Consider the following 19,781-nt stretch of genomic DNA (forward strand, 5'->3'; position numbering starts at 1 on the left):
ATGAAATGGAAAAAAAAGAAGGAATGGCGTATACTTTAGTCATGGAGGTTGTCTATGAAAAGAACAGAAACTCGTCAAGTAAAAGTAGGAAATCTTGAAATTGGACATAATAATCACGTCATTATTCAGTCTATGTGTAACATAGAGACTAAAAAGGCCGATGAAGTTGCCAAACAAATTTTAAGCCTAGAAAAAATGGGATGCGAATTGATTCGTGTCAGCTGTATGGATATGGAGGATGCCAAAGCCATTAAAGATATTAAGAAACAAATTCATATTCCATTAGTAGCCGATATTCATTTTGATTATCGTTTAGCCTTGGCATGTATTGAGGCAGGCGCAGATAAGATTCGTTTAAATCCAGGTAATATTGGGGCTAGAGAAAATGTAGAAAAGGTTGTGAAGGCGTGTAAAGAAAAACACATTCCTATTCGTATTGGAATCAATGGTGGTTCTTTAGAAAAGGATATTCACGAAAAATATGGTAGGCCAACAGCCCAAGGTATGATTGAAAGTGCTAAAAGACATGTACAAATTCTAGAAGATCTAGATTTCTATGATACTGTATTATCTTTTAAATCAAGTGATCCATTACTTTGTATTGAAGCCTATCGTTTGGCTGCCCAAACCTTTGATTATCCATTACACTTAGGTGTAACCGAAGCTGGTACCACAATGACAAGTGCCATTAAGTCCAGCTTAGCTTTAGGCACATTATTAAATGAAGGTATTGGAAATACAATTCGTATTAGTGTGAATGGGGCTCCTGAAAAAGAGATTCCAATTGTCAAAGAATTATTAAAAGATTGTAAATTGATTCAAAACGTACCGAATCTAATCGCATGTCCAACTTGTGGACGTACACAATGGGATATGGAGCCGGCCGTAAATGAGATTGAAAGCTATCTTCAAACCGTCAATAAAGATGTCACAGTAGCCATCATGGGATGTGCTGTCAATGGTCCAGGAGAAGCAAAACATGCCGACATTGCAATTGCAGGCGGCAAAAAAGAGGGGTTATTAATCAAGAAGGGTGAAATCATTGAAAAGATTCCTCAAGACAAGATTGTGGCTCGTTTAAAGGAAGAAATTGAAAAGTTTTAAAAAATCTCAGCGCAAAGCTGAGATTTCTTCTTTATAAGGCGCCTTTCCATCAATAAAAGGTGTCTCTAATATTTTTGTGACATGTTCTAATTTAGGATGATGCACAATGGAGTGCAATACATCAAATCCTATATAACCTTTGCCTAAATTTTCGTGCCGATCCTTATGTGCACCAAGTGGATTCTTAGAATCATTGATATGCATACATAAAAGATTCTCTAAACCTAAAATAGAATCAAATTTATCTAAAACTTCATCAAAATGCGTAATATCATACCCGGCATCCCAAATATGACATGTATCCATACAATAGCCAACACGCGATTTTTTATGGATTCCTTCATAGATTTTGGCTAACTGTTCAAAGGTAAAGCCACACTCATTGCCTTTTCCAGCCATCGTTTCTAGGGCAATCTTAACTTCTGTATCATCATGATCTAACACTTCATTTAAACCATTGATAATCCATTCAATACCCACATCCATACCCGCTCCTACATGACTTCCTGGATGCAGTACAAGTGTTTTTGCACCAATTTGAGAAACACGCTCTAATTCCGTCTTTAAAAAGTCTTGACCAAACTGGGCTGTTTCTGGTTTTAGAGCATTAGCCAAGTTAATGATATACGGTGCATGTACAATCACGCGATCGATAGAAAAATTGTGTTCAGCCATATAGTCTTTGGCTTCTTCTATCTTTAATTTAGATACGTCCACACGACGCGTATTACTTGGAGGACCCGTATAGATCATACAGGCATTCGCTCCATAGGATAGTGCTTCTTCAATAGCGCCTTTAAAGTAATTTGGAGCTTTAAAAGATACGTGACTACCTAAATAGATCATACGTCCATTCCTTTTTGGCGTTGTCTTTCTTTAGCACGCTCTTTTTGTTGGCGCTTAATATCCGACTTAATCATTTCACGACGCTTCCTACGTTTCATACGATCAATTTCCTGGCGTTGTCTTTTCTTATAGTTTGGTTTTACTTTCTTTTTCTTGTGAACGATTTTTTCCACTTCTTCATGAAATTCATCCTTTTTCATAGGACGCTTGTTCACATATGGTTTTAAATCTACAAATTGTTTATTCTTTACATCCTGATGTTCAAATTCAATGCCTTGTTTGATTAATGACTGAATTGATTTCGCATCACTTTCTTTATATAAAGCGATACATTGTCCATCACGACTCGCTCTTCCAGTACGACCTGCACGGTGGATATAGAATTTTAAATCTTTTGGGAATCCACAACTAATAACGTGCGTAATTCCTTCTAAGTCAATTCCACGACTGGCAATATCGCTGGCTACAATGTAGCTTTTCTTCTGGCTTTGAATCATTTTAATGGCCTGCATACGCGCACGTGATTCAAGCCCTGAGTGAAGTTCGACTAGATCATATCCATTTTCACGCATGGTTTTCGCAATACTTTGAGCTTCTAGTGTAGTATTCGCAAAAATCAAACATACATAAGGTTGAATACATGGAAGTACGTCTAAGATCTTTTGTTCGTAGCTCTTATGCTTACAAGGAACTAAAATGTGTTTTACATCGCTTTGGAAAGCTTCTTCCTTTTTGATTTCAATAAATTCTGGATCATATAAATATTTCTTTAAGAATGGTTGTAAAGATTCTGGAATAGTTGCTGAGAAAACCATCATTTGAACCTTCTTATCCATCTTCGATAGAATTTCATCAATATCTTCTAAGAAACCAAATTCTAATGTCATATCCGCTTCATCGATTACGACAATTTTAGCCGTATCCAAACGCAAGACATTATCTTTAATAAACATGTCTTTCATTCTTCCAGGCGTACCAATGACGATTTGTGGCTGCTTTTCCATTTGTGTCACTTTTTCCATACCACCTGTGACTAATTTCACGCGTACATTGAAGTGTTTGGCAATCTTACGACAACGATCATACAATTGATATGCAAGTTCTCTAGTTGGAGCTGAAATAACAGCTTGTACACAGTCTTGATCAAAGTCTAGCATTTCAAAGATAGGCATAAAGAAAGCATGTGACTTTCCTGATCCTGTACTTGATACACCAATGATATCTCTATTTTTATTTTTACGATTTAACACCTGTTCTTGAATCGGTGTTAAAGTTTTAAAATGTTCTAAATCCATTATTTCTTGAATACGATTATTCATTATTTTCACATCCTTTACTTTAGTATTATCCCAAAATTCTTCCCATTTTACAAATACAAAAAATTAGGGCATAATGTATACATGAAAACACAAAATATCATTATAGTCAAGCCTCAGGGCTATTGCGGTGGGGTTTTAAAAGCCATTGAAACCGCCAAAAAAACAAGAATTCAATATCCAGATCAAAAGATTACCATATTGGGTAATCTAGTGCATAATCAATATGTAAAAAAAGCGCTTCAATATTATTCAATTGATACCATTGAAGATAAGACAAAGACACGCGTGGAATTATTAGATGAAATCCATGAAGGCATTGTGATCTTTACAGCGCATGGCGTCAGTCCTAAAGTCTATGAAAAGGCCAAAGAAAAAGGATTGATTTTGGTGGATGCGAGTTGTCCATTTGTACTTCAAACACAAAAGATTGTGAAGCAATATTTAGATGAAGAGTATACCATTCTCTATATTGGTAAAAATAAACATCCCGAAGCCGAATCTATTTATACAATGAGTGAGCATGTGCATTTGATTGAACCACATAAAGAGATTCCTAAAGTGAATACTTCAAAGATCTTTGTGACAAACCAGACTACTATGTCGATCTATGAATTGAAGGATACGTTTGAAAAAATTAGACGCTTATACCCGAATGCCCTCTTCCACGATGAGATTTGTAACGCTACGCGTGTTCGGCAACAAGCTATTTTAGATTTAAAAAACGTCGATTGTTTGATTGTCGTGGGAGATCCAACTAGTAACAATTCGCAAAAACTTGTTGATATTGGAAAACAGGCTGGCATTGAACATGTCTTCTCGATTCAAACGGCCGAAGATATTGATAAGAAAGATTTTGAAAAATATACCACGATTGCGATTACAAGTGGTGCAAGTACGCCTACGTATTTAACGAATCAAGTCAAAGATTATTTATCTTTCGATATGAAAAAACCAAAAATCCGTATTCAGGAAATTCTGTGAGTACGGATTTCTTTTATATATTCAATTTTTTCAATAAATTCAGGTTTATTGACTTTGGAAAGAATATTTTTATACTTATTCTCTTCAAAATCTAAATACGCTGCATATATTTCATCAATAAGCATGTTTACACCAAAGTAAAGTTGGGATGTAGAAACCTCTTGTTCCTTATCTTCGCAAACACAATCAAGAACAGGATAGTAGTGTCCATGATCATAAATCATTTTTTCTCTTACAATATGAATATGATGATCGTGTAAATATTTTCGTAAGGCAAAATCATCTTTATGACAAGATAATAAAAGACGTAAACCACGATACAAATTTCCGTTTGATAGGATATCGATAATGAGTTTTCCTCCCATGCCACAAATAATGATTTGGTCTACATCGCTTTCTAAGCCCTGAATGCCATCTAATAATCGACAAGATACCAAATCGGATAAGTGATTCTCTTCAATCGTTTTCTTGGCATTATCTAATGGGCCTTGTGCCACATCACAGGCATAGCCTTTTTTAGATTGATGATTCAGAATGGCGTTGCAGACAACATAGGCATGATCACAGCCAATGTCCGCAATGCACTCTCCATTCACCCATTCTAATATTTCTTGAATTCGATTCGAACAAGGTATCATTATTTTACGAAATCTCTTAAACGCTTGCAACGATTTGGATTTTTCAATTTACGTAATGCCTTGGCTTCAATCTGACGAATACGCTCACGTGTTACGTTAAATTCTTTGCCAACTTCTTCAAGTGTACGAGTTCTTCCATCTAACAAGCCAAAACGCAAACGCAATACTTTTTCTTCACGTTCTGTAAGACCTTGTAGAACGGCATTGATTTCGTCTTTTAATAATTGGTTGTTTGTGTAATCATCTGGAGATAATGTATCCTTATCTTCAATGAAGTCACCTAAGTGCGAGTCGTCTTCTTCACCGATTGGTGTTTCTAGGCTGACTGGATCCAAGGCAATCTTTTGGATTTCACGAACCTTTTCCGCTGAAATATTCTCCATCTTTTCGGCAATTTCTTCTGGTAATGGATCACGACCTAAATCTTGCACCAATTGACGTTGAATACGCGTTAGTTTATTGATCGTTTCAACCATGTGTACGGGAATACGAATTGTACGTGCCTGGTCTGCGATTGCACGTGTAATAGATTGACGAATCCACCATGTCGCATATGTAGAGAATTTGAAACCTTTTGTGTAGTCAAATTTTTCAACAGCTTTAATTAGACCACAGTTTCCTTCTTGAATCAAATCTAAGAACAACATGCCACGTCCTACATATTTTTTAGCGATAGATACAACTAAACGAAGATTTGAAGAAATCAACATTTGTTTGGCTTGTTCACCGTCCGCAATGACTTTTGCGTGTTTCTTTTTCTCTTCATCACTTAAATCAGGTTTTTTCATCGCTTCTTTGGCTTCTTCCCCTTCTTGGATCTGACGAGCAATGATGGGCTCTTCTTTTGGATCCAACAATGGAATTTGACCAATTTCTTTTAGATACATCTTAACGGGGTCATTAATCTTGGCATGAGATGCATTAGCGAATGTCTTTTCCAATTGCGAAATTTCTTCCGCAATTGAATCTTCTTCGTCCAAATCCTCGTCGCTTAGATCATCGTCTAAGACTTCATCATCATCTAATTCGTCCCCATCGATAAATTCGATTAAGTTTTCGTCGATCCAGTTATATAGATCATCCATTGTATCATCATCTAAATTTAAAGCACTTACCGCATCTAAGAATTGTTTTTGGGAAACATCGGCATTTTCTTCTTTACTCTTCAGCAAGAATTCTTTTGCCTCTTCTAAGCTTGTAAACTTTAATTTTTCATTTGCCATTCTTTCATCCTTCCTTTCGATGTAAGATTTCATTTCTTTGAATAATTAATTCCTGTTTTTTACTAGCCAAGGAAATCTTTAACATCGGATCTTGCACACTCTTGATCTGATCATTGAGATTGTCAATTTGGGCTTGTAAAGTACATTCTTTGATCTTCATTAAACTATCGTTAAAGAAGTCTTCATTATATCCATCAACATGAAACGCGTTTTCCATCAGGCTTACCAACAAATTACGGACGTCTTCTTTTTCAATGTAGCTCATCAGTACATCAAAATCAATGTGGTCCATATTTCGATACATGTCGTAACAATATAATGACAATTCTTCACAGACTGGATCTTGGAAAAAACCAATCTGATCTTTGAATTGATCGGCCGCAAGTTTACTGTTTAGAATCATCCATAAAACACCGTGTTCGGCAAGTGTTCTTCCATTTTTTAATGGCTCTATATTTCGAACCACAGCCGCATTATTTCTGGATTCTTTTTTGGGTGCCGGAATATTTGCAGATTGATGTGATAAATCAAATCCTGTCAAATCTCGGATACGAGAATAATAATCGGCCTTTTCAAAATCGGTACATGTCCTTTCAATGAATGACTGCATTTCCGATGTGAATTTTTTCTTATCCTCGTAATTGTCTAAATCATATTGGTTCGGTAAATAATCAAATAAGAATTCTACAAATGATACAGTTTTATGAACAGATAAATAGAGTTCATCTTTTCCTAGTTCATTAAAGATTTCATCTGGGTCTTTACCGGTTGTATTTTTTACTATGGAAAAATTCAGTCCGTAATCAACGGCTAATTTTCCAAACTTATAGGTAGCGGCTTTACCAGCTCGATCCCCATCGTAACAGACAACCAAAGGAACGTTTAAGCGTTTTAATAGCGTTATTTGTTCTTTTGTACAAGCTGTTCCTAAACAAGCAATACTTTCATGAATATCTGCCTTTTCAAAGGCAATGACATCCATAGCTCCTTCAACTAATATGCATCGCTTGTTCTTTTTCGCAAATGCTTTGGCTCTATGATAATTAAAAATCAAATTGCCCTTATGATAGATCTTTGTTTCAGAAGTGTTGATATATTTGGCTACATCCTTATCCTCATTTAAGCGCCTGGCCGTAAATCCAACGGGATTTCCATTTTCATCATGAATTGGAATCATCAATCGATTGTCGAATACGGCATAGGTATCTAGATCGTGAGTACGAATTAAACCTGTATCTGTGAGTATTTGTTCGTTAAAACCTTTTGCCTTGAGATACTTCACACTACGACTCGATTCAGGTGCATACCCAATCTCAAATCTTTTTATAATATCTTCATTTATTTTTCTTTGACTTAAATACCTTTTCACGCTTTCGCCATTCTCACTCTGCAACTCATATGTTAAAAAGCGAATGTACGATTGAACGCAGTCATATAAAGGCTGATTTTGATCAACCTTGAGTTGAAACTGACTTTTATCCATGTGTAAAGGATAATGAATCAGTTCTGCAACCTTACAAACGGCTTCTAGAAATGAAATGTTTTCAATCTTTTGTACAAATGTGAAGACGTTTCCTCCAGTACCGCATACGAAACATTTAAATATTTGTTTATCAGTTGAGATTGATAAACTAGGATCGTGATCATCATGAAATGGACAAATTGCTTTATAGTCTTTGCCTTTTTTTTCTAATGTGATATAACGGGACATCACATCAACAATATCAGCCTGCTGACGAATGGCCTTTATATCATCTTCTGATATCCAGCTCATTAAAATTCAATTCTTTTTTCAATATATGAAACAAGGTCATCTAAAGCGATACGTTCTTGTTGCATAGTATCACGATCACGAACCGTAACACATCCATCGTTTGCGGTTTCGAAATCTACCGTAACACAGAATGGTGTACCAATCGCATCTTGACGACGGTAACGTTTACCAATGCTTTGTGCATCATCGTACGTTACACTAAAGTGTTTAGCTAATTTAGCGAACACTTCATCCCCTTGATCAGATAATTTTTTAGAAAGTGGAAGTACAGCTACTTTATATGGAGCTAATGCCGGGTGTAATTTTAAGACAACACGAGAATCATTTTCTAATTGTTCTTCTTGGTAAGCTTCACACATTACGGCCAACATCAAACGTTCAACACCTACACTTGGTTCGATAACGTATGGAATGTATTTTTCGTTTGCTTCTTGATCAAAATATTCTAAGTTTTGTTTAGAAGTTGTCTGGTGTGCTTTTAAGTCAAAGTCCGTACGGTCTGCGATACCCCATAATTCACCCCATCCGATGGGTTCAGAGAAGTGGTATTCGATATCACTTGTACCATTTGAGTAGTGTGCTAATTCTTCTGGATCATGAGCACGTAAACGAATGTTTTCTTTGTTGATACCCAAATCCTTTAAGAATTGAACACAGTTTTTACAATAGTATTCAAACCAATCTAAATCCGTTCCTGGTTTACAGAAGAATTCAAGTTCCATCTGTTCAAATTCACGTGTACGGAAAATGAAGTTTCCTGGTGTAATTTCGTTACGGAAACTCTTACCAATCTGTCCAATACCGAATGGTAACTTTTTACGCATTGTTCTTTGTACGTTTTTGAAGTTGACAAAGATTCCCTGTGCAGTTTCTGGACGCAAATAGATTGTACTCTTCGCATCTTCTAATACACCTTGGAATGTTTTGAACATCAAGTTAAATTGACGAATGTTTGTAAAGTTTTTAGCTCCACATTTTGGACATGTAATTTCATGTCCAGCGATATAGTTTTCCATATCTTCATTTGACATACCACCACAGTTTACTGTGTGATTGCTGGCTTCTTCAATCAATTGATCCGCTCTAAAACGGCTCTTACATTCTTTACAATCCATTAATGGATCACTAAATCCGCCAACGTGACCACTGGCAACCCATACATTAGGGTTCATTAAGATTGCACTCTGCAATCCTACATTGTGTTCACTTTCCTGGATGAAACGTTTCCACCATGCATTTTTAATATTGTTCTTTAATTCAATGCCTAAAGGACCAAAATCCCAAGTATTTGCCAAACCACCATAAATTTCTGAACCTTGGTAAACAAATCCAGAGGTTTTCATGTGATTTACTACATCATTGAATGTCTTTTCGTTCATGTTATTTACCTCATTTCTTTCATGTATACAGACAAAAGGATACACTTTCATATTATATCTCATTTATCAACAAATTTCTAGACTAAATCCAAAGACACACGCAAAGAAAAAGCCATGATTTCTCATGACCTGTTTTTAATCAACCACTTAAAAATAGGTTCTCTTATTTTCATATGTTTTGTACCACAAAACTAGTGCGTCGCAAGATATAGAATCGCTTTCTTGTACTTCTCTAGCCTTTGATAATCTTGTTTTGTGGGTTCTTTGATTCTTGTGATATCCAAGTTATGTAAAAGGTCTGCAACCTTTATCTTTTTAGCTAACTTTGATGTAGATACTCTAGATATATATTCAAAATAAGATTCATCTTTTCTATGCGTTAATGTAATTACACCATCTACGATTTCATTTGGGAACATATTTCTCAATTCATCTTCTGTGACATTTGTATCTTCTAATACATCATGCAAATACGCAACTGCCTTTTCTGTATCCGTATCCATATAAGAAGCCACTTTCATCGGATGCAAGATATAATCTTTCCCTGCTTTATCCACTTGTTTAGAATGTGCCTTTTTTGCGATTTGAAATGCTAATTCATGAAACATTACTTAAAACCTCGTATACTTTCTAAAAAGCGAATGCTTGGATAATTCTTATGAGTATGATACTCCATCCATTTGGCTAGATAGATTAAGTCATCAAGATTGAAATTGAAATGATCTTTAACATACTCTAAGTTTTCTTCTTTGCACCTAAATAGAGCGCGATATTTCTTTAATTGTTCTACACTCCATTTTGGATATTGATTGTGATTGCACTTTTCGCATAAGAATCCACCATCTTTTACAGAAAGAGTTTCGACTCTTGTGCTTTCACAATGTACACACCCTTGGATAAACGGTTGGATCCCTTCTTGTTCAATACAATATTTTAGAATGATGCAGGCCCAGAAATAAAAATCATCTAAGTCTTTGTCGGCTGCCTTCCAACAATCCAATACTATATTGAATAAATTCTCTTCTTTTTTAGTTTTAGAAATCAAGTCGTGCAATACAAAACAACAACTCGATTTAAACAGATCTTCTTGAATGTGATAGTAATAATGAATGGTTTGTCCTTGTAGTAATAAGGGCATTTTCGTCTTATCTTCGATCATGAATTCATTATAAGAAAAGGGCTGTACAAGCCGCAAATTCTTAGAATTGGGTTTGAACAGTCCTCTTGCGTATAAAGTTAAAATGGAATCTGTCGTCAATACTTTGACTAGGCCATCCTTATCTTTGTATTCACCAACACTTAATACAAGCGCCTGAATCTTAGTCTTCATCGATTTGTTCTAATTCGTCTAAACCGAATTCTTTGATCTTGTTTTCGTGATTACGCCAATTCTTTTCGACACGCACAAAGAGTTCCAAATCCACACTGCATCCGAGCATATCTTTTAATTCCTTTTGTGCATCTAAACGAATCGAACGAATCATACTCGCTTGTTTACCAATCAAGATTCCCTTCTGTGATTCACGATCGACTACCACCATCATTAGAAGATACATGCGGTTGCCACGTTTTTCTTTACGCTCTAAAATAACCGCTACACTATGAGGGATTTCCTCATGTGTTTTAAATAAGATCTTTTCACGAACAATTTCACACATTCTAAAATTAATATCATGATCCGACTTCATTTCTTCAGGAAACATTGGCTCGCCTTCTGGCAAATACCCTTTGAACACCTTCAACAACTCTTCGAGATTGTCTTTATCCAAAGCACTGATTGGAACAATATCATTAAAGTCATATTGTTTCTGCCAATACATCAAACGCTTTAATAATTGTTCCTTACCAAGCTTATCAATCTTATTCATGATCAATACAACCGGTTTATGTAATGTTTCAATACGTTTTAAGATGAATGAATCTCCAGTTCCAAAGGCTTGAGAGCCATCTACGATCCATCCGATCACGTCACAATCTTCCATTGCTGAATAGGCATTCTTATTTAAGACGCGTCCAAGTTGTTGTTGCGGCTTATGAATACCCGGTGTATCTACAAACACATATTGACAATCTTCATTTGTCAAAATACCCGAAATATTGTTTCTTGTCGTATTCGGTTTGTCCGACATGATTGCGATTTTTTCTTTTAACAATGCATTCAACAATGTTGATTTTCCTGCATTGGGTCTTCCTACGATCGCAATAAATCCTGATTTATATTTACTCATTTTACCTCCGTTTTAAAATAGTTTGGGCAAAAATACATAAAGCCCAATACATGCGGCAAGCATGCTGATAATAAAGACAGCTCCTGCGGCCATATCCTTAATATGTTTGGCTTGTTCTGTATGTTCAAGAGAAATATAATCAACGCATCTTTCAATACACGAATTGATGATTTCACTAAACCATACTAAACCAATGGCGAAAATCAACATCATCCACTCATTTAGTGAACAATGAAAGAGAATGCCGCACAATATGACAATCAATCCAAAGATGCCTTGAAGACGAATACTGCGATCACAAGTGAAAGCGTAAAACAGGCCTTGAAAAGCATATTTAAATCTACCTTTGAACCAATTCATCTAAGATCTCATCCTGTAAAGCAAACATCACCTTTTCATCCTCTTCCTTCATGTGATCATATCCCATTAAATGAAGTAATCCATGGCAGAATAAGAAACATGCTTCACGACGAATCGAATGACCATAGGCTTTAGCTTGATCACGAATCGCTTGCACATTGATGAAAATATCACCAAGTTCATATTGATCTTCTTCAATCCACATATCACTCATATCATCTTGAATCGCAAAGCTAATGACATCTGTAGGACGGTCAACATTACGATAGTCACGATTAATTTCGTGAATCTGTTCAGGTGTTACATAAATTACCGATAAACTCCAGTCTCCCTTTCTGTCTAACACCTTGCAGGCACGTTCTAATATCATTTCAAAATCTTTTTTGTATCGATAGACACTTCTATCTTTTGCGTTATTTGTAAAAATTATTTCCATGCCTTGATTATACACTAAACCAAGAAAAAAAACTTTTTTTTCGAAAAAATCACACATCTAAATAACGTGCCGGTTTGTTTCAAGTCGTCCGGTAACATTTCGATATCCACTCCATCTTTCTGAATCATTCGATATTCCGATTCATTCATTCTTTATTGATGAAGTTTTTATTATATGCATTTTTATAAATACTTCAGAATTTCATCCATGATCTATGTATCTATCATCCAGTAAGATATCATAAACTTCTGATCCTGTTCTGATACCAAAATCTTAATATAAAAAAAGAGTTCAAAACGAACTCTTACTTTGTAGTTTCTCTAAATAATTTTGAGAATGAAATTTCAATATCTTTGTTCTGTTTAACCGTCTCATCTTCCACTAACATCTTAGTTAGTAAACGCATCGCAACAGCTCCTAAATCATATTCAGGAATGTTGTAAGTTGAAATTGTTGGACGCATCATTGTCAAATATTTTGAGTTCAAGATACATACAAGTTCTGTGTCATCTGGAATTGAATATCCGCATTCTTTACATGCGTTCATTAAAGCGATGGCCTGAGAATCACGGAATGTGATGACCATACGACTTGGCTTGTGGTTCTTGTAGTAGTCTGATAAGAATGTGTAGCTTGATTTGTAGCTATCATCGTATGTAACATACTTATCAAATACCAATCCTTTTTCTGCATAAGCACGATCTACACCCGCTTTTAATTGTTCCATCATAGAAAGATTCAATTTATCTTCTACCATAGAGATATCATCAATGCCCTTTTCGAAGCATTCATTCACAAATTCATAAGCCATACGTTCGAAGTTGATATATACATTTCCAACGTTACCAATCTTTTGGCCTTTTAATTTACTTCCAACTACAACCATTGGAATTTGGTATTCATGTAAAACTTCCATTTCATCTTCTGAGAAGTTGTCGTTAAACAAGATAACACCATCGACACGTGATTTAATAATAGATTCAATCACATCCTGCATTTTTGAAATTCCCTTGCTTGTTGTATGGAACATGATGTTGTAGTTATAGATTTTTGCGACATCCATCAAACCATTCAAGATTTTTGCGTTGTACGCAAACAATTTCTCGCTCATTACGATCGAAATTGTCGTAGTTTTAGACAATGCTAAACCTTGCGCAATCGCATTTGGTTTATAACCCAATTTTTCAATCGCTTGTTGAACACGCATACGTGTATCTTCGCGCACTACATTACTATCATTAATAACACGTGATACAGTTGCCAATGAGACATCGGCTTCTTTGGCAACATCATAAATGGTAATTCGTTTCATTCCTATTCGTCCCCCTTATTAAAAATCTTCTTTAATCCACTAAACAATGCTTCGGTAGCTTTACCCGTTACTTCTTCTGCTTTATCAACGGCACGAATAACAGAATCATTCGTACGAATTTCATCGACTTTTTCATCCGCCTTATCAATCACCTTGCGCAAAGAATCATTTTTTCTTAGTGTTTCTTTTCCATATTTAAAGCCATCAACAACCAATCCAGCTGTACCCTGTAAGAATTCTTTTCCAGCTGTCATTGTCTGTTTAAATTGTTCACTTTCACTTACTTCAACCACTTTATCCTTTGTCGAAGAAAGAATATCTTTCACATCTTCTTTTGCCTGTGATAATGCTTCCTTAACCTTTTCAGGATCTGAAGCATCCTTTAATAAGTCACGCACATCATCGAATAATTTTTCGATTTTGCTCTTGGCATCCTCAATAATTCTTTCATTATCTGTATTTTCGGATTCATGCATTACTTCAAGCTCTAGCATCGATTCTTTTTCTAAATCATCAATTAATTGTTTTTCATCCATGTCATTCATCCTCCTTTGTTTCTATGCTTTCTTTTCCAGTTTTTTTACTTTGAAACCAGTCTTTGGCATTTTGTACATTTTCACTGAACGCACCAACCACATTTATAAACGCTTCTTTTGCGGTTTGATTTATCTCATCCACCGTATTTGAAATATTTTCTGCCGTTTTTAATGGCGCATCTAGTTTTTTCAATTGATCATTGGCCGTATCCAATGTTTTTGAAACTTGTTTTAAAGTTTCAATCAATTGTTTCAAAAAAAGAATCATATAAATTAATGCGATGACACCAACGATGGGTAACACATATGAAAATGCACGAGCTAATGTACTCATAAAGATATCTAAACTCACAATACCACCTCAGAAAGATTATAACATGAACTTTCTAACTTATCTATTTATTTTGAAACTTTTTTCACAAGTGTGTAAACGCTACAAATAATAAAGGAAGTGTCGAATTACTCAAACACTTCCATAAAATACATTCTAGACGCAAAATTTAGGGAAATGATGAACATGTTCACCATAAACGCAGGCTTTCATTTAACACTCACATATCTCTATACTCTTCAAAACAGGATATGCTTAAATCGATGTATGACCATGTTGTTTTTTCATATTTTCTTTGAAATCAGCTCATCCTTTATTATTTTCTCTGTTAATTCAAGTATTTTCGTATGAATGGAGTGAATGGCTTTTGAAAACTCCACATCATTTTTTCCGGTAGGATCACTCAATCCCCAATCTTCTCTATATTTGCATGGAATTGCAGGACAATTTACATTACATCCCATTGTGATCACAATATCTACTTGCGGTATTTCTGACAACAGTTTGGAATATTGTGTTTTTTCCATGTCTATTTGATACATGTCTTTCATTAAACGTACGGCATCTTGATTGATTTGTGGTTTTGTTTCTGTTCCAGCGGAATAGCTTTCAAATACATTTGAAGAAAGATGTTTTGACAATGCTTCCGCAATTTGACTACGACAAGAATTATGAACACAGATAAAAGCCACCTTTGGTTTTTTCATAAATACATACCCACCTTTCCTAGTTTTTAGCTTCGTCTTAGGTCAATGTTTTTCCATAGGATATGATTTCACTTCTTCTGTCTTAACAGAACAAAAAGCCTATATCCTAATGAAAAGGTATAGACTTTTATCCTTAGATACTCTTATAAGATTTTTTCTAATTTATCTCTCAATAAGTAGATGTCCTTACTAGACATAAAGACGAAGGCTGCTGGAGCTAATTCTTTTAACTTTTCAGCTGAAGCATCATCTACATCTAATAAAATCGCATTAGGACAACGATCCATTAAATCTTGAATTGTGACTGTGATTGTTTCATCTTCTCTTACGGCATTTTTAGGGAAATCCAGTAAACATACTTGATCCGCCGTATTTAAACTCTTCGCAAAGTCATCCAAGAAATATTGTAGACGTGAATAACGATCTGGTTTATATAACGCTACGATTTTCTTTTTTGGATATTTTTTACGAACTGCATCAATCATTAGACGAATCGCTGTTGGATGGTGTGCATAGTCATCGACTAATACACTATCCTTGACTTCATCAATCACAAATCGACGAGCGATTCCTTTGTAGTCTTGTAAGCCTTGTACAATGATATCGGCTGGCATACCTAACATATGGGCTAGCGCAAAACAGCCTAAGGCATCCTGCATAAAGGCATCTCCCACTTCATTTAATTCAACGTGAGCTAGAATTTCACCATTATGCTTACAATCAAAATGCATACCAAATGGGCCTTGTTCTATATGAATGGCTTGATAATCATTGCCATCCTTTAAACCATATGTAGTTACTGGCACATTGTAGTGTAGATTTTTAAGGTGTTCATCATCCCCAAAGATGACAATGCTTTTTTTGACTTGGTTTGCAAAACTTTGGAATGCCGATACATAATCATTCATATCTTTATAGTAGTCAATGTGATCCAATTCAATATTCGTGATGATCGCATAATCTGGATGATATGCCAAGAAATGTCTTTGAAATTCACAAGATTCTAATACAAAATGGTTGGCATGTTCTGGCATATAGCCATGGCCATCTCCAATTAAGTATGCACATTCATCTTGTAAAGAAAGAACTTGGCCTAAAATACCTGTTGTTGTAGACTTACCATGCGTTCCCGCAACACAGATGGAACTGTATGACTCTAATAAAATACCTAAGTATTCATTATAATAATATGTTTTTACAGTTGGATTGTCCATCGCTGCTTTCACTTCCGGATGCGTTTGATCAAAAGATAAACCAATGATCACTGTGTCATTGTCCTTGATGTTAGCAGAACTGAACGAATAGATTGGAATATGACGTGCTCTTAATCCATCTTCTGTAAAGATATATTTATCGATATCACTACCTGTGACCTCTTTATGTTCATCATGTAAGATACATGCCAAGGCAGCCATACCTGTTCCTTTAATACCAATAAAATGATAAGCCATTTTATTCACCTTCTTTGTCAAATAACGATTCTTGTTTGTTGGTTTCCTTTTTTGGCTTCTCTAACATTTCAGAAAGATTCATATTTTTCTTTGATCCTTCAACCTTGTATTCAGGAATGGAATCCGCAGGCTGCATACTTGGTAAGTATGTTCCATACATTGGAGATAAGATCTTTGAGAAATCTTCATCTTCTGGTTTGTTTAACGTAATCGCATCGTGCACTTTATCAAATTCTTTTTTAGAATCTTCCACATTTCCAAAGATTGGAGAAATGACTGGTTGATAATCTAAATCTTCGGCAACACGACGTACTTTTACGGATTTATGACGATCATATTTATACACTTTTTGTTTCGGTTTTGCCTCTTCTTGCGCAATCGAATCGACATCTAAGCCTTGGAAAATTGTTGTTTTCTTAGGCTTAGGTTGAATAATCGCCTTTTCAAAAATAGGAGAATTCATAAAGTTTTCAGGATCCGTTTCAATAGAGCTTTCTGCTTCCTTTAAAATTGGCTCTGGCTTTACAACTTCTTCTTCTTGAACTTGTGGCTCTGCAACAACAGGTTCAGGTGTTACTTCTTCTTGTTTCGCAGGTTCTTCTACGACTTCTTCTTCATCGTCTTCTTCAACATCTTCATTGAAGATCGCATGCATTAAATCCTTTAACATATTTCCTTCTCACTTTCTATTGTCTGATTCAGAAATGCTTCTATTTCTTCTTTTGTCTTGCGAAGTGTAGAAACAAATCTTGATATTTCTTTTCCATCCTTGAAACATATAAAGCTAGGAATACCCATCACTTCATATTCAATCGCAATATCCATACAATGATCACGATTTAAAGAATAGAACTGTAAATCACTAAATTGCTCTTCAATTTCAGGCAAGAAAGGTTTGATGTACATACAGTCTGGACACCAAAATGCCGTAAACATCATCACTTGAATGCCTGAATTTGTTAATGCGTTTAAAAATTCATCTTTATTACGAAGTTCAGTCATGTGCATATCTCCAAACACAACGATAAATTGGTTGACCTAAAGAAATGAATTTTTGTTCATATTCTGTAATCGCATCTTCATCATGTTTTTCACGACGATAATCTACACTGATTTCAACCATCTTAAAACCAGCATTTTGAAATTCAATCAAGCTATACTCAAATAAAGCACTGTTATCGGTTTTCATTTGGATTTCACCATTGAAAGATAAAATACGCTTGTATTGATCTAAAAAAGTAGCGCTGGATAAACGTCTTTTCGCATAGCGCTTTTTAGGCCATGGATCCGAGAAATTCAAATGGATCACATCCACTTCACGCGGACCAAACCATTCTCCAATGGAACTCGCATCTTCTTGAATCAGTTTCAAACGTTTCTTTTCTGTATCCTCATCGTATTTTTTTGCGGCAATACCTGCAGCACTCTCATTCTTTTCAATCGCAATAAATCCAGTGTCTGGATACATCTTAGCCATATCTAAAGAATAGTTTCCTTTACCACATCCAATTTCGATATGTAAAGTATCTGTATCCAATAGCTTTTTCCAGTTTCCTGCTTGTTTGGATGGTTCTTTTACTAAACAACTCGCAGTAGGCAAATAGTCTGTTGCCCACTTTACTTTACGCATTCTCATATTAGCTGCACAATGCCACGATCGCATCGGCATAAATACAGATAGCTTGTAATAAGTTATCTAATTTAATACCTTCATCGCGTTGGTGACATCCTCCTACAAAAGCATCGGTTTCTATCACTTCATTTGGAAGTTCTGGTCCATAAGATACAAAATTTTCAAATTTACGAGCATACGTTCCACCACCAATTGTGATTGGACAAGAGAAAGTATCGCCTGTGTATTTTTGGTAGACACTCATTAAATCTTTCACTAAACGAGAATCTGGGTCTACGAATAATGGTGTTGAATCTCCACGATTTTCTGCTTTGATATTTGAAGTCAAGTTTGCACAAGTTGCATCAAATTTTGACATGATTTCATCGGCATTTGTATCATTTGGATAACGAATATCAATTAAGATGTCTGTTTCATTGTTTTCCATATTGACAATACCCGTATTCATTGTCAAGAAAGACATATATAAACCATCTTTTTCAATACCTACTGGTTTCCCCATCCAGTCTTTTAGTAAGAAATATAAATCTTTTGAAAGTTGATCATTATAGGCTTCACCAATAAAGTTCAACAATAAGACGGCGGCATTTACACCATTATATGGCATAGCTGCATGCGCAAATGCACCATCAATATGTAAAGTTACACCATCTTCACTTCTTTTGATGGAACCCTTAACGCCTTGCGTAGCACAATAAAATTTAAATAAATCTTCTTGTTGATAACTCATGACATCCACTGTGACATCAGCTTTACCAATCACGATATTTGGACGGCTTCCCGCATGAAGTTTCTTGATGACAGTTGCATCACTACTTACTAAGCCAACATGTAAGCCACCTTTTTCACCATAAATAACTGGGAAATTGGCATCTGGTACAAATCCCATTTGTGGAACTTCGGCATGATCAACATAGTAGTTCATACATTCCATACCTGATTCTTCATCGCATCCCGTAATCAACATGACTCTTTTTTTCAAAGGAATGTTTAAGTCACGAATCATCTTTAATGCATAGTATCCAGCTAATGCAGGACCTTTATCATCCATAACACCACGTCCAAAGATGTAGCCATTTTCTAATGTTACTTTTAAAGGATCTTTTGTCCATCCTTCGCCTAGTGGCACAATGTCCAAGTGTCCTAAAACACCAAATGTTTCTTCTCCTTGACCATATTCAACAACGCCTGCATATCCATCAATGTCTTTGGTTTCAAAGCCATCGCGCTTTGCCATATCTAACATGGCATCCAATACGTCACGACAGTTTTTTCCAAAAGGAGCATTTTCAGCTTTCGTTGATTCATCACGAACACTTTCATATGATACAAGTGTATTTAAGTCTTTTAAGAAATCGTCTTTATATTTAAGTACTTCTGTATTAAAATCCATAATTTTCACCTCTACCCAACTATTTTACCACATAGTCAAGAAAAAAGAACTCGTTTTTAACGAGTTCCTAACTTTGGATATTTAAATTCTTGTAGGGTCGAACATAGTCCTTAAATTTTTATAGGGTCGT

At 35.4% G+C, this 19,781-nt stretch carries 22 protein-coding genes; 2 read left to right on the forward strand and 20 right to left on the reverse strand.

Annotated features, from left to right (window positions below):
* The first annotated feature begins 54 nt into the window (after positions 1-54).
* Positions 55-1,104, forward strand: coding sequence for a flavodoxin-dependent (E)-4-hydroxy-3-methylbut-2-enyl-diphosphate synthase (ispG, locus tag LJE08_RS04665; RefSeq protein WP_117923830.1), 1,050 nt, complete (start codon positions 55-57; stop codon positions 1,102-1,104).
* Between the two features lie 6 nt (positions 1,105-1,110).
* On the opposite strand, the gene LJE08_RS04670 is transcribed toward ispG, so the two are convergent.
* Together LJE08_RS04670 and LJE08_RS04675 are read right to left on the reverse strand one after the other, a co-directional pair.
* Positions 1,111-1,950, reverse strand: coding sequence for a deoxyribonuclease IV (locus LJE08_RS04670; RefSeq protein ID WP_117923828.1), 840 nt, complete (start codon positions 1,948-1,950; stop codon positions 1,111-1,113).
* Positions 1,947-3,269 (reverse strand): DEAD/DEAH box helicase, encoded by a 1,323-nt coding sequence (locus LJE08_RS04675; RefSeq protein ID WP_186998433.1) that lies wholly within the window; start codon positions 3,267-3,269, stop codon positions 1,947-1,949. The genes LJE08_RS04670 and LJE08_RS04675 overlap by 4 nt, the downstream gene beginning before the upstream one ends.
* 81 nt (positions 3,270-3,350) lie before the next feature.
* On the opposite strand from LJE08_RS04675, the gene ispH reads away from it, so the two are divergent.
* Complete coding sequence (gene ispH / locus LJE08_RS04680) at positions 3,351-4,250, forward strand: 4-hydroxy-3-methylbut-2-enyl diphosphate reductase (protein ID WP_117923824.1); 900 nt, start codon at positions 3,351-3,353, stop codon at positions 4,248-4,250.
* Here the strand turns inward: ispH and LJE08_RS04685 are convergent.
* The 18 genes from LJE08_RS04685 to pepV all read right to left on the reverse strand — a co-directional run bounded on the left by LJE08_RS04685 (position 4,235) and on the right by pepV (position 19,651).
* Positions 4,235-4,888, reverse strand: coding sequence for a class I SAM-dependent methyltransferase (locus LJE08_RS04685; RefSeq protein WP_227402526.1), 654 nt, complete (start codon positions 4,886-4,888; stop codon positions 4,235-4,237). The two genes, ispH and LJE08_RS04685, sit on opposite strands and share 16 nt — an antisense overlap.
* Positions 4,888-6,111 carry an RNA polymerase sigma factor RpoD gene (gene rpoD, locus LJE08_RS04690; protein WP_117923820.1) on the reverse strand — a complete coding sequence of 408 codons (1,224 nt, stop codon included), beginning with the start codon at positions 6,109-6,111 and terminating at the stop codon, positions 4,888-4,890. Before rpoD ends, LJE08_RS04685 begins: the two co-directional genes overlap by 1 nt.
* Before the next feature lie 4 nt (positions 6,112-6,115).
* A complete protein-coding gene (gene dnaG, locus LJE08_RS04695; protein ID WP_117923818.1) occupies positions 6,116-7,885 on the reverse strand; it encodes a DNA primase in 1,770 nt (589 codons plus the stop codon).
* Positions 7,885-9,264: a glycine--tRNA ligase gene (locus LJE08_RS04700; protein ID WP_227402527.1), complete on the reverse strand. Its 1,380-nt coding sequence runs from the start codon at positions 9,262-9,264 to the stop codon at positions 7,885-7,887. Before LJE08_RS04700 ends, dnaG begins: the two co-directional genes overlap by 1 nt.
* Before the next feature lie 191 nt (positions 9,265-9,455).
* Positions 9,456-9,872, reverse strand: a complete 417-nt coding sequence (locus tag LJE08_RS04705; RefSeq protein WP_117923816.1) for an HD domain-containing protein — start codon at positions 9,870-9,872, stop codon at positions 9,456-9,458.
* Positions 9,872-10,594 (reverse strand): DNA repair protein RecO, encoded by a 723-nt coding sequence (gene recO, locus LJE08_RS04710; protein ID WP_227402528.1) that lies wholly within the window; start codon positions 10,592-10,594, stop codon positions 9,872-9,874. The genes LJE08_RS04705 and recO overlap by 1 nt, the downstream gene beginning before the upstream one ends.
* Positions 10,584-11,492, reverse strand: coding sequence for a GTPase Era (gene era / locus LJE08_RS04715; protein WP_227402529.1), 909 nt, complete (start codon positions 11,490-11,492; stop codon positions 10,584-10,586). Before era ends, recO begins: the two co-directional genes overlap by 11 nt.
* 12 nt (positions 11,493-11,504) lie before the next feature.
* A complete protein-coding gene (locus LJE08_RS04720) occupies positions 11,505-11,852 on the reverse strand; it encodes a diacylglycerol kinase family protein (protein ID WP_186998438.1) in 348 nt (115 codons plus the stop codon).
* Positions 11,833-12,288, reverse strand: a complete 456-nt coding sequence (gene ybeY, locus LJE08_RS04725; protein WP_117923899.1) for an rRNA maturation RNase YbeY — start codon at positions 12,286-12,288, stop codon at positions 11,833-11,835. The genes LJE08_RS04720 and ybeY overlap by 20 nt, the downstream gene beginning before the upstream one ends.
* A gap of 304 nt (positions 12,289-12,592) precedes the next feature.
* The gene (locus tag LJE08_RS04730; protein ID WP_117923807.1) at positions 12,593-13,600 is read right to left on the reverse strand and encodes a LacI family DNA-binding transcriptional regulator; all 1,008 of its coding nucleotides are present in this window, start codon (positions 13,598-13,600) and stop codon (positions 12,593-12,595) included.
* Between the two features lie 2 nt (positions 13,601-13,602).
* Positions 13,603-14,136: a hypothetical protein gene (locus tag LJE08_RS04735; protein ID WP_117923805.1), complete on the reverse strand. Its 534-nt coding sequence runs from the start codon at positions 14,134-14,136 to the stop codon at positions 13,603-13,605.
* A 1-nt stretch (position 14,137) separates the two neighbouring features.
* Positions 14,138-14,488, reverse strand: coding sequence for a hypothetical protein (locus LJE08_RS04740; protein WP_117923803.1), 351 nt, complete (start codon positions 14,486-14,488; stop codon positions 14,138-14,140).
* Between the two features lie 263 nt (positions 14,489-14,751).
* Positions 14,752-15,174, reverse strand: coding sequence for an arsenate reductase ArsC (locus LJE08_RS04745; protein WP_186998440.1), 423 nt, complete (start codon positions 15,172-15,174; stop codon positions 14,752-14,754).
* Positions 15,175-15,317: 143 nt separating this feature from the next.
* Positions 15,318-16,625, reverse strand: a complete 1,308-nt coding sequence (gene murC, locus LJE08_RS04750; RefSeq protein WP_227402530.1) for a UDP-N-acetylmuramate--L-alanine ligase — start codon at positions 16,623-16,625, stop codon at positions 15,318-15,320.
* Between the two features lies 1 nt (position 16,626).
* Positions 16,627-17,295 (reverse strand): hypothetical protein, encoded by a 669-nt coding sequence (locus LJE08_RS04755; protein WP_117923797.1) that lies wholly within the window; start codon positions 17,293-17,295, stop codon positions 16,627-16,629.
* On the reverse strand, positions 17,289-17,627 hold the full coding sequence (locus LJE08_RS04760) for a thioredoxin family protein (protein WP_117923795.1): 339 nt from the start codon (positions 17,625-17,627) through the stop codon (positions 17,289-17,291). The genes LJE08_RS04755 and LJE08_RS04760 overlap by 7 nt, the downstream gene beginning before the upstream one ends.
* Positions 17,620-18,261 carry a tRNA (guanosine(46)-N7)-methyltransferase TrmB gene (gene trmB / locus LJE08_RS04765; protein WP_117923793.1) on the reverse strand — a complete coding sequence of 214 codons (642 nt, stop codon included), beginning with the start codon at positions 18,259-18,261 and terminating at the stop codon, positions 17,620-17,622. Before trmB ends, LJE08_RS04760 begins: the two co-directional genes overlap by 8 nt.
* Before the next feature lies 1 nt (position 18,262).
* A complete protein-coding gene (gene pepV, locus LJE08_RS04770; protein ID WP_117923791.1) occupies positions 18,263-19,651 on the reverse strand; it encodes a dipeptidase PepV in 1,389 nt (462 codons plus the stop codon).
* Positions 19,652-19,781 lie beyond the last annotated feature (130 nt).

Origin of the sequence: Holdemanella sp. DFI.5.55 (assembly GCF_020593575.1) — a bacterium.
Lineage (GTDB): Bacteria > Bacillota_I > Bacilli_A > Erysipelotrichales > Erysipelotrichaceae > Holdemanella > Holdemanella hominis.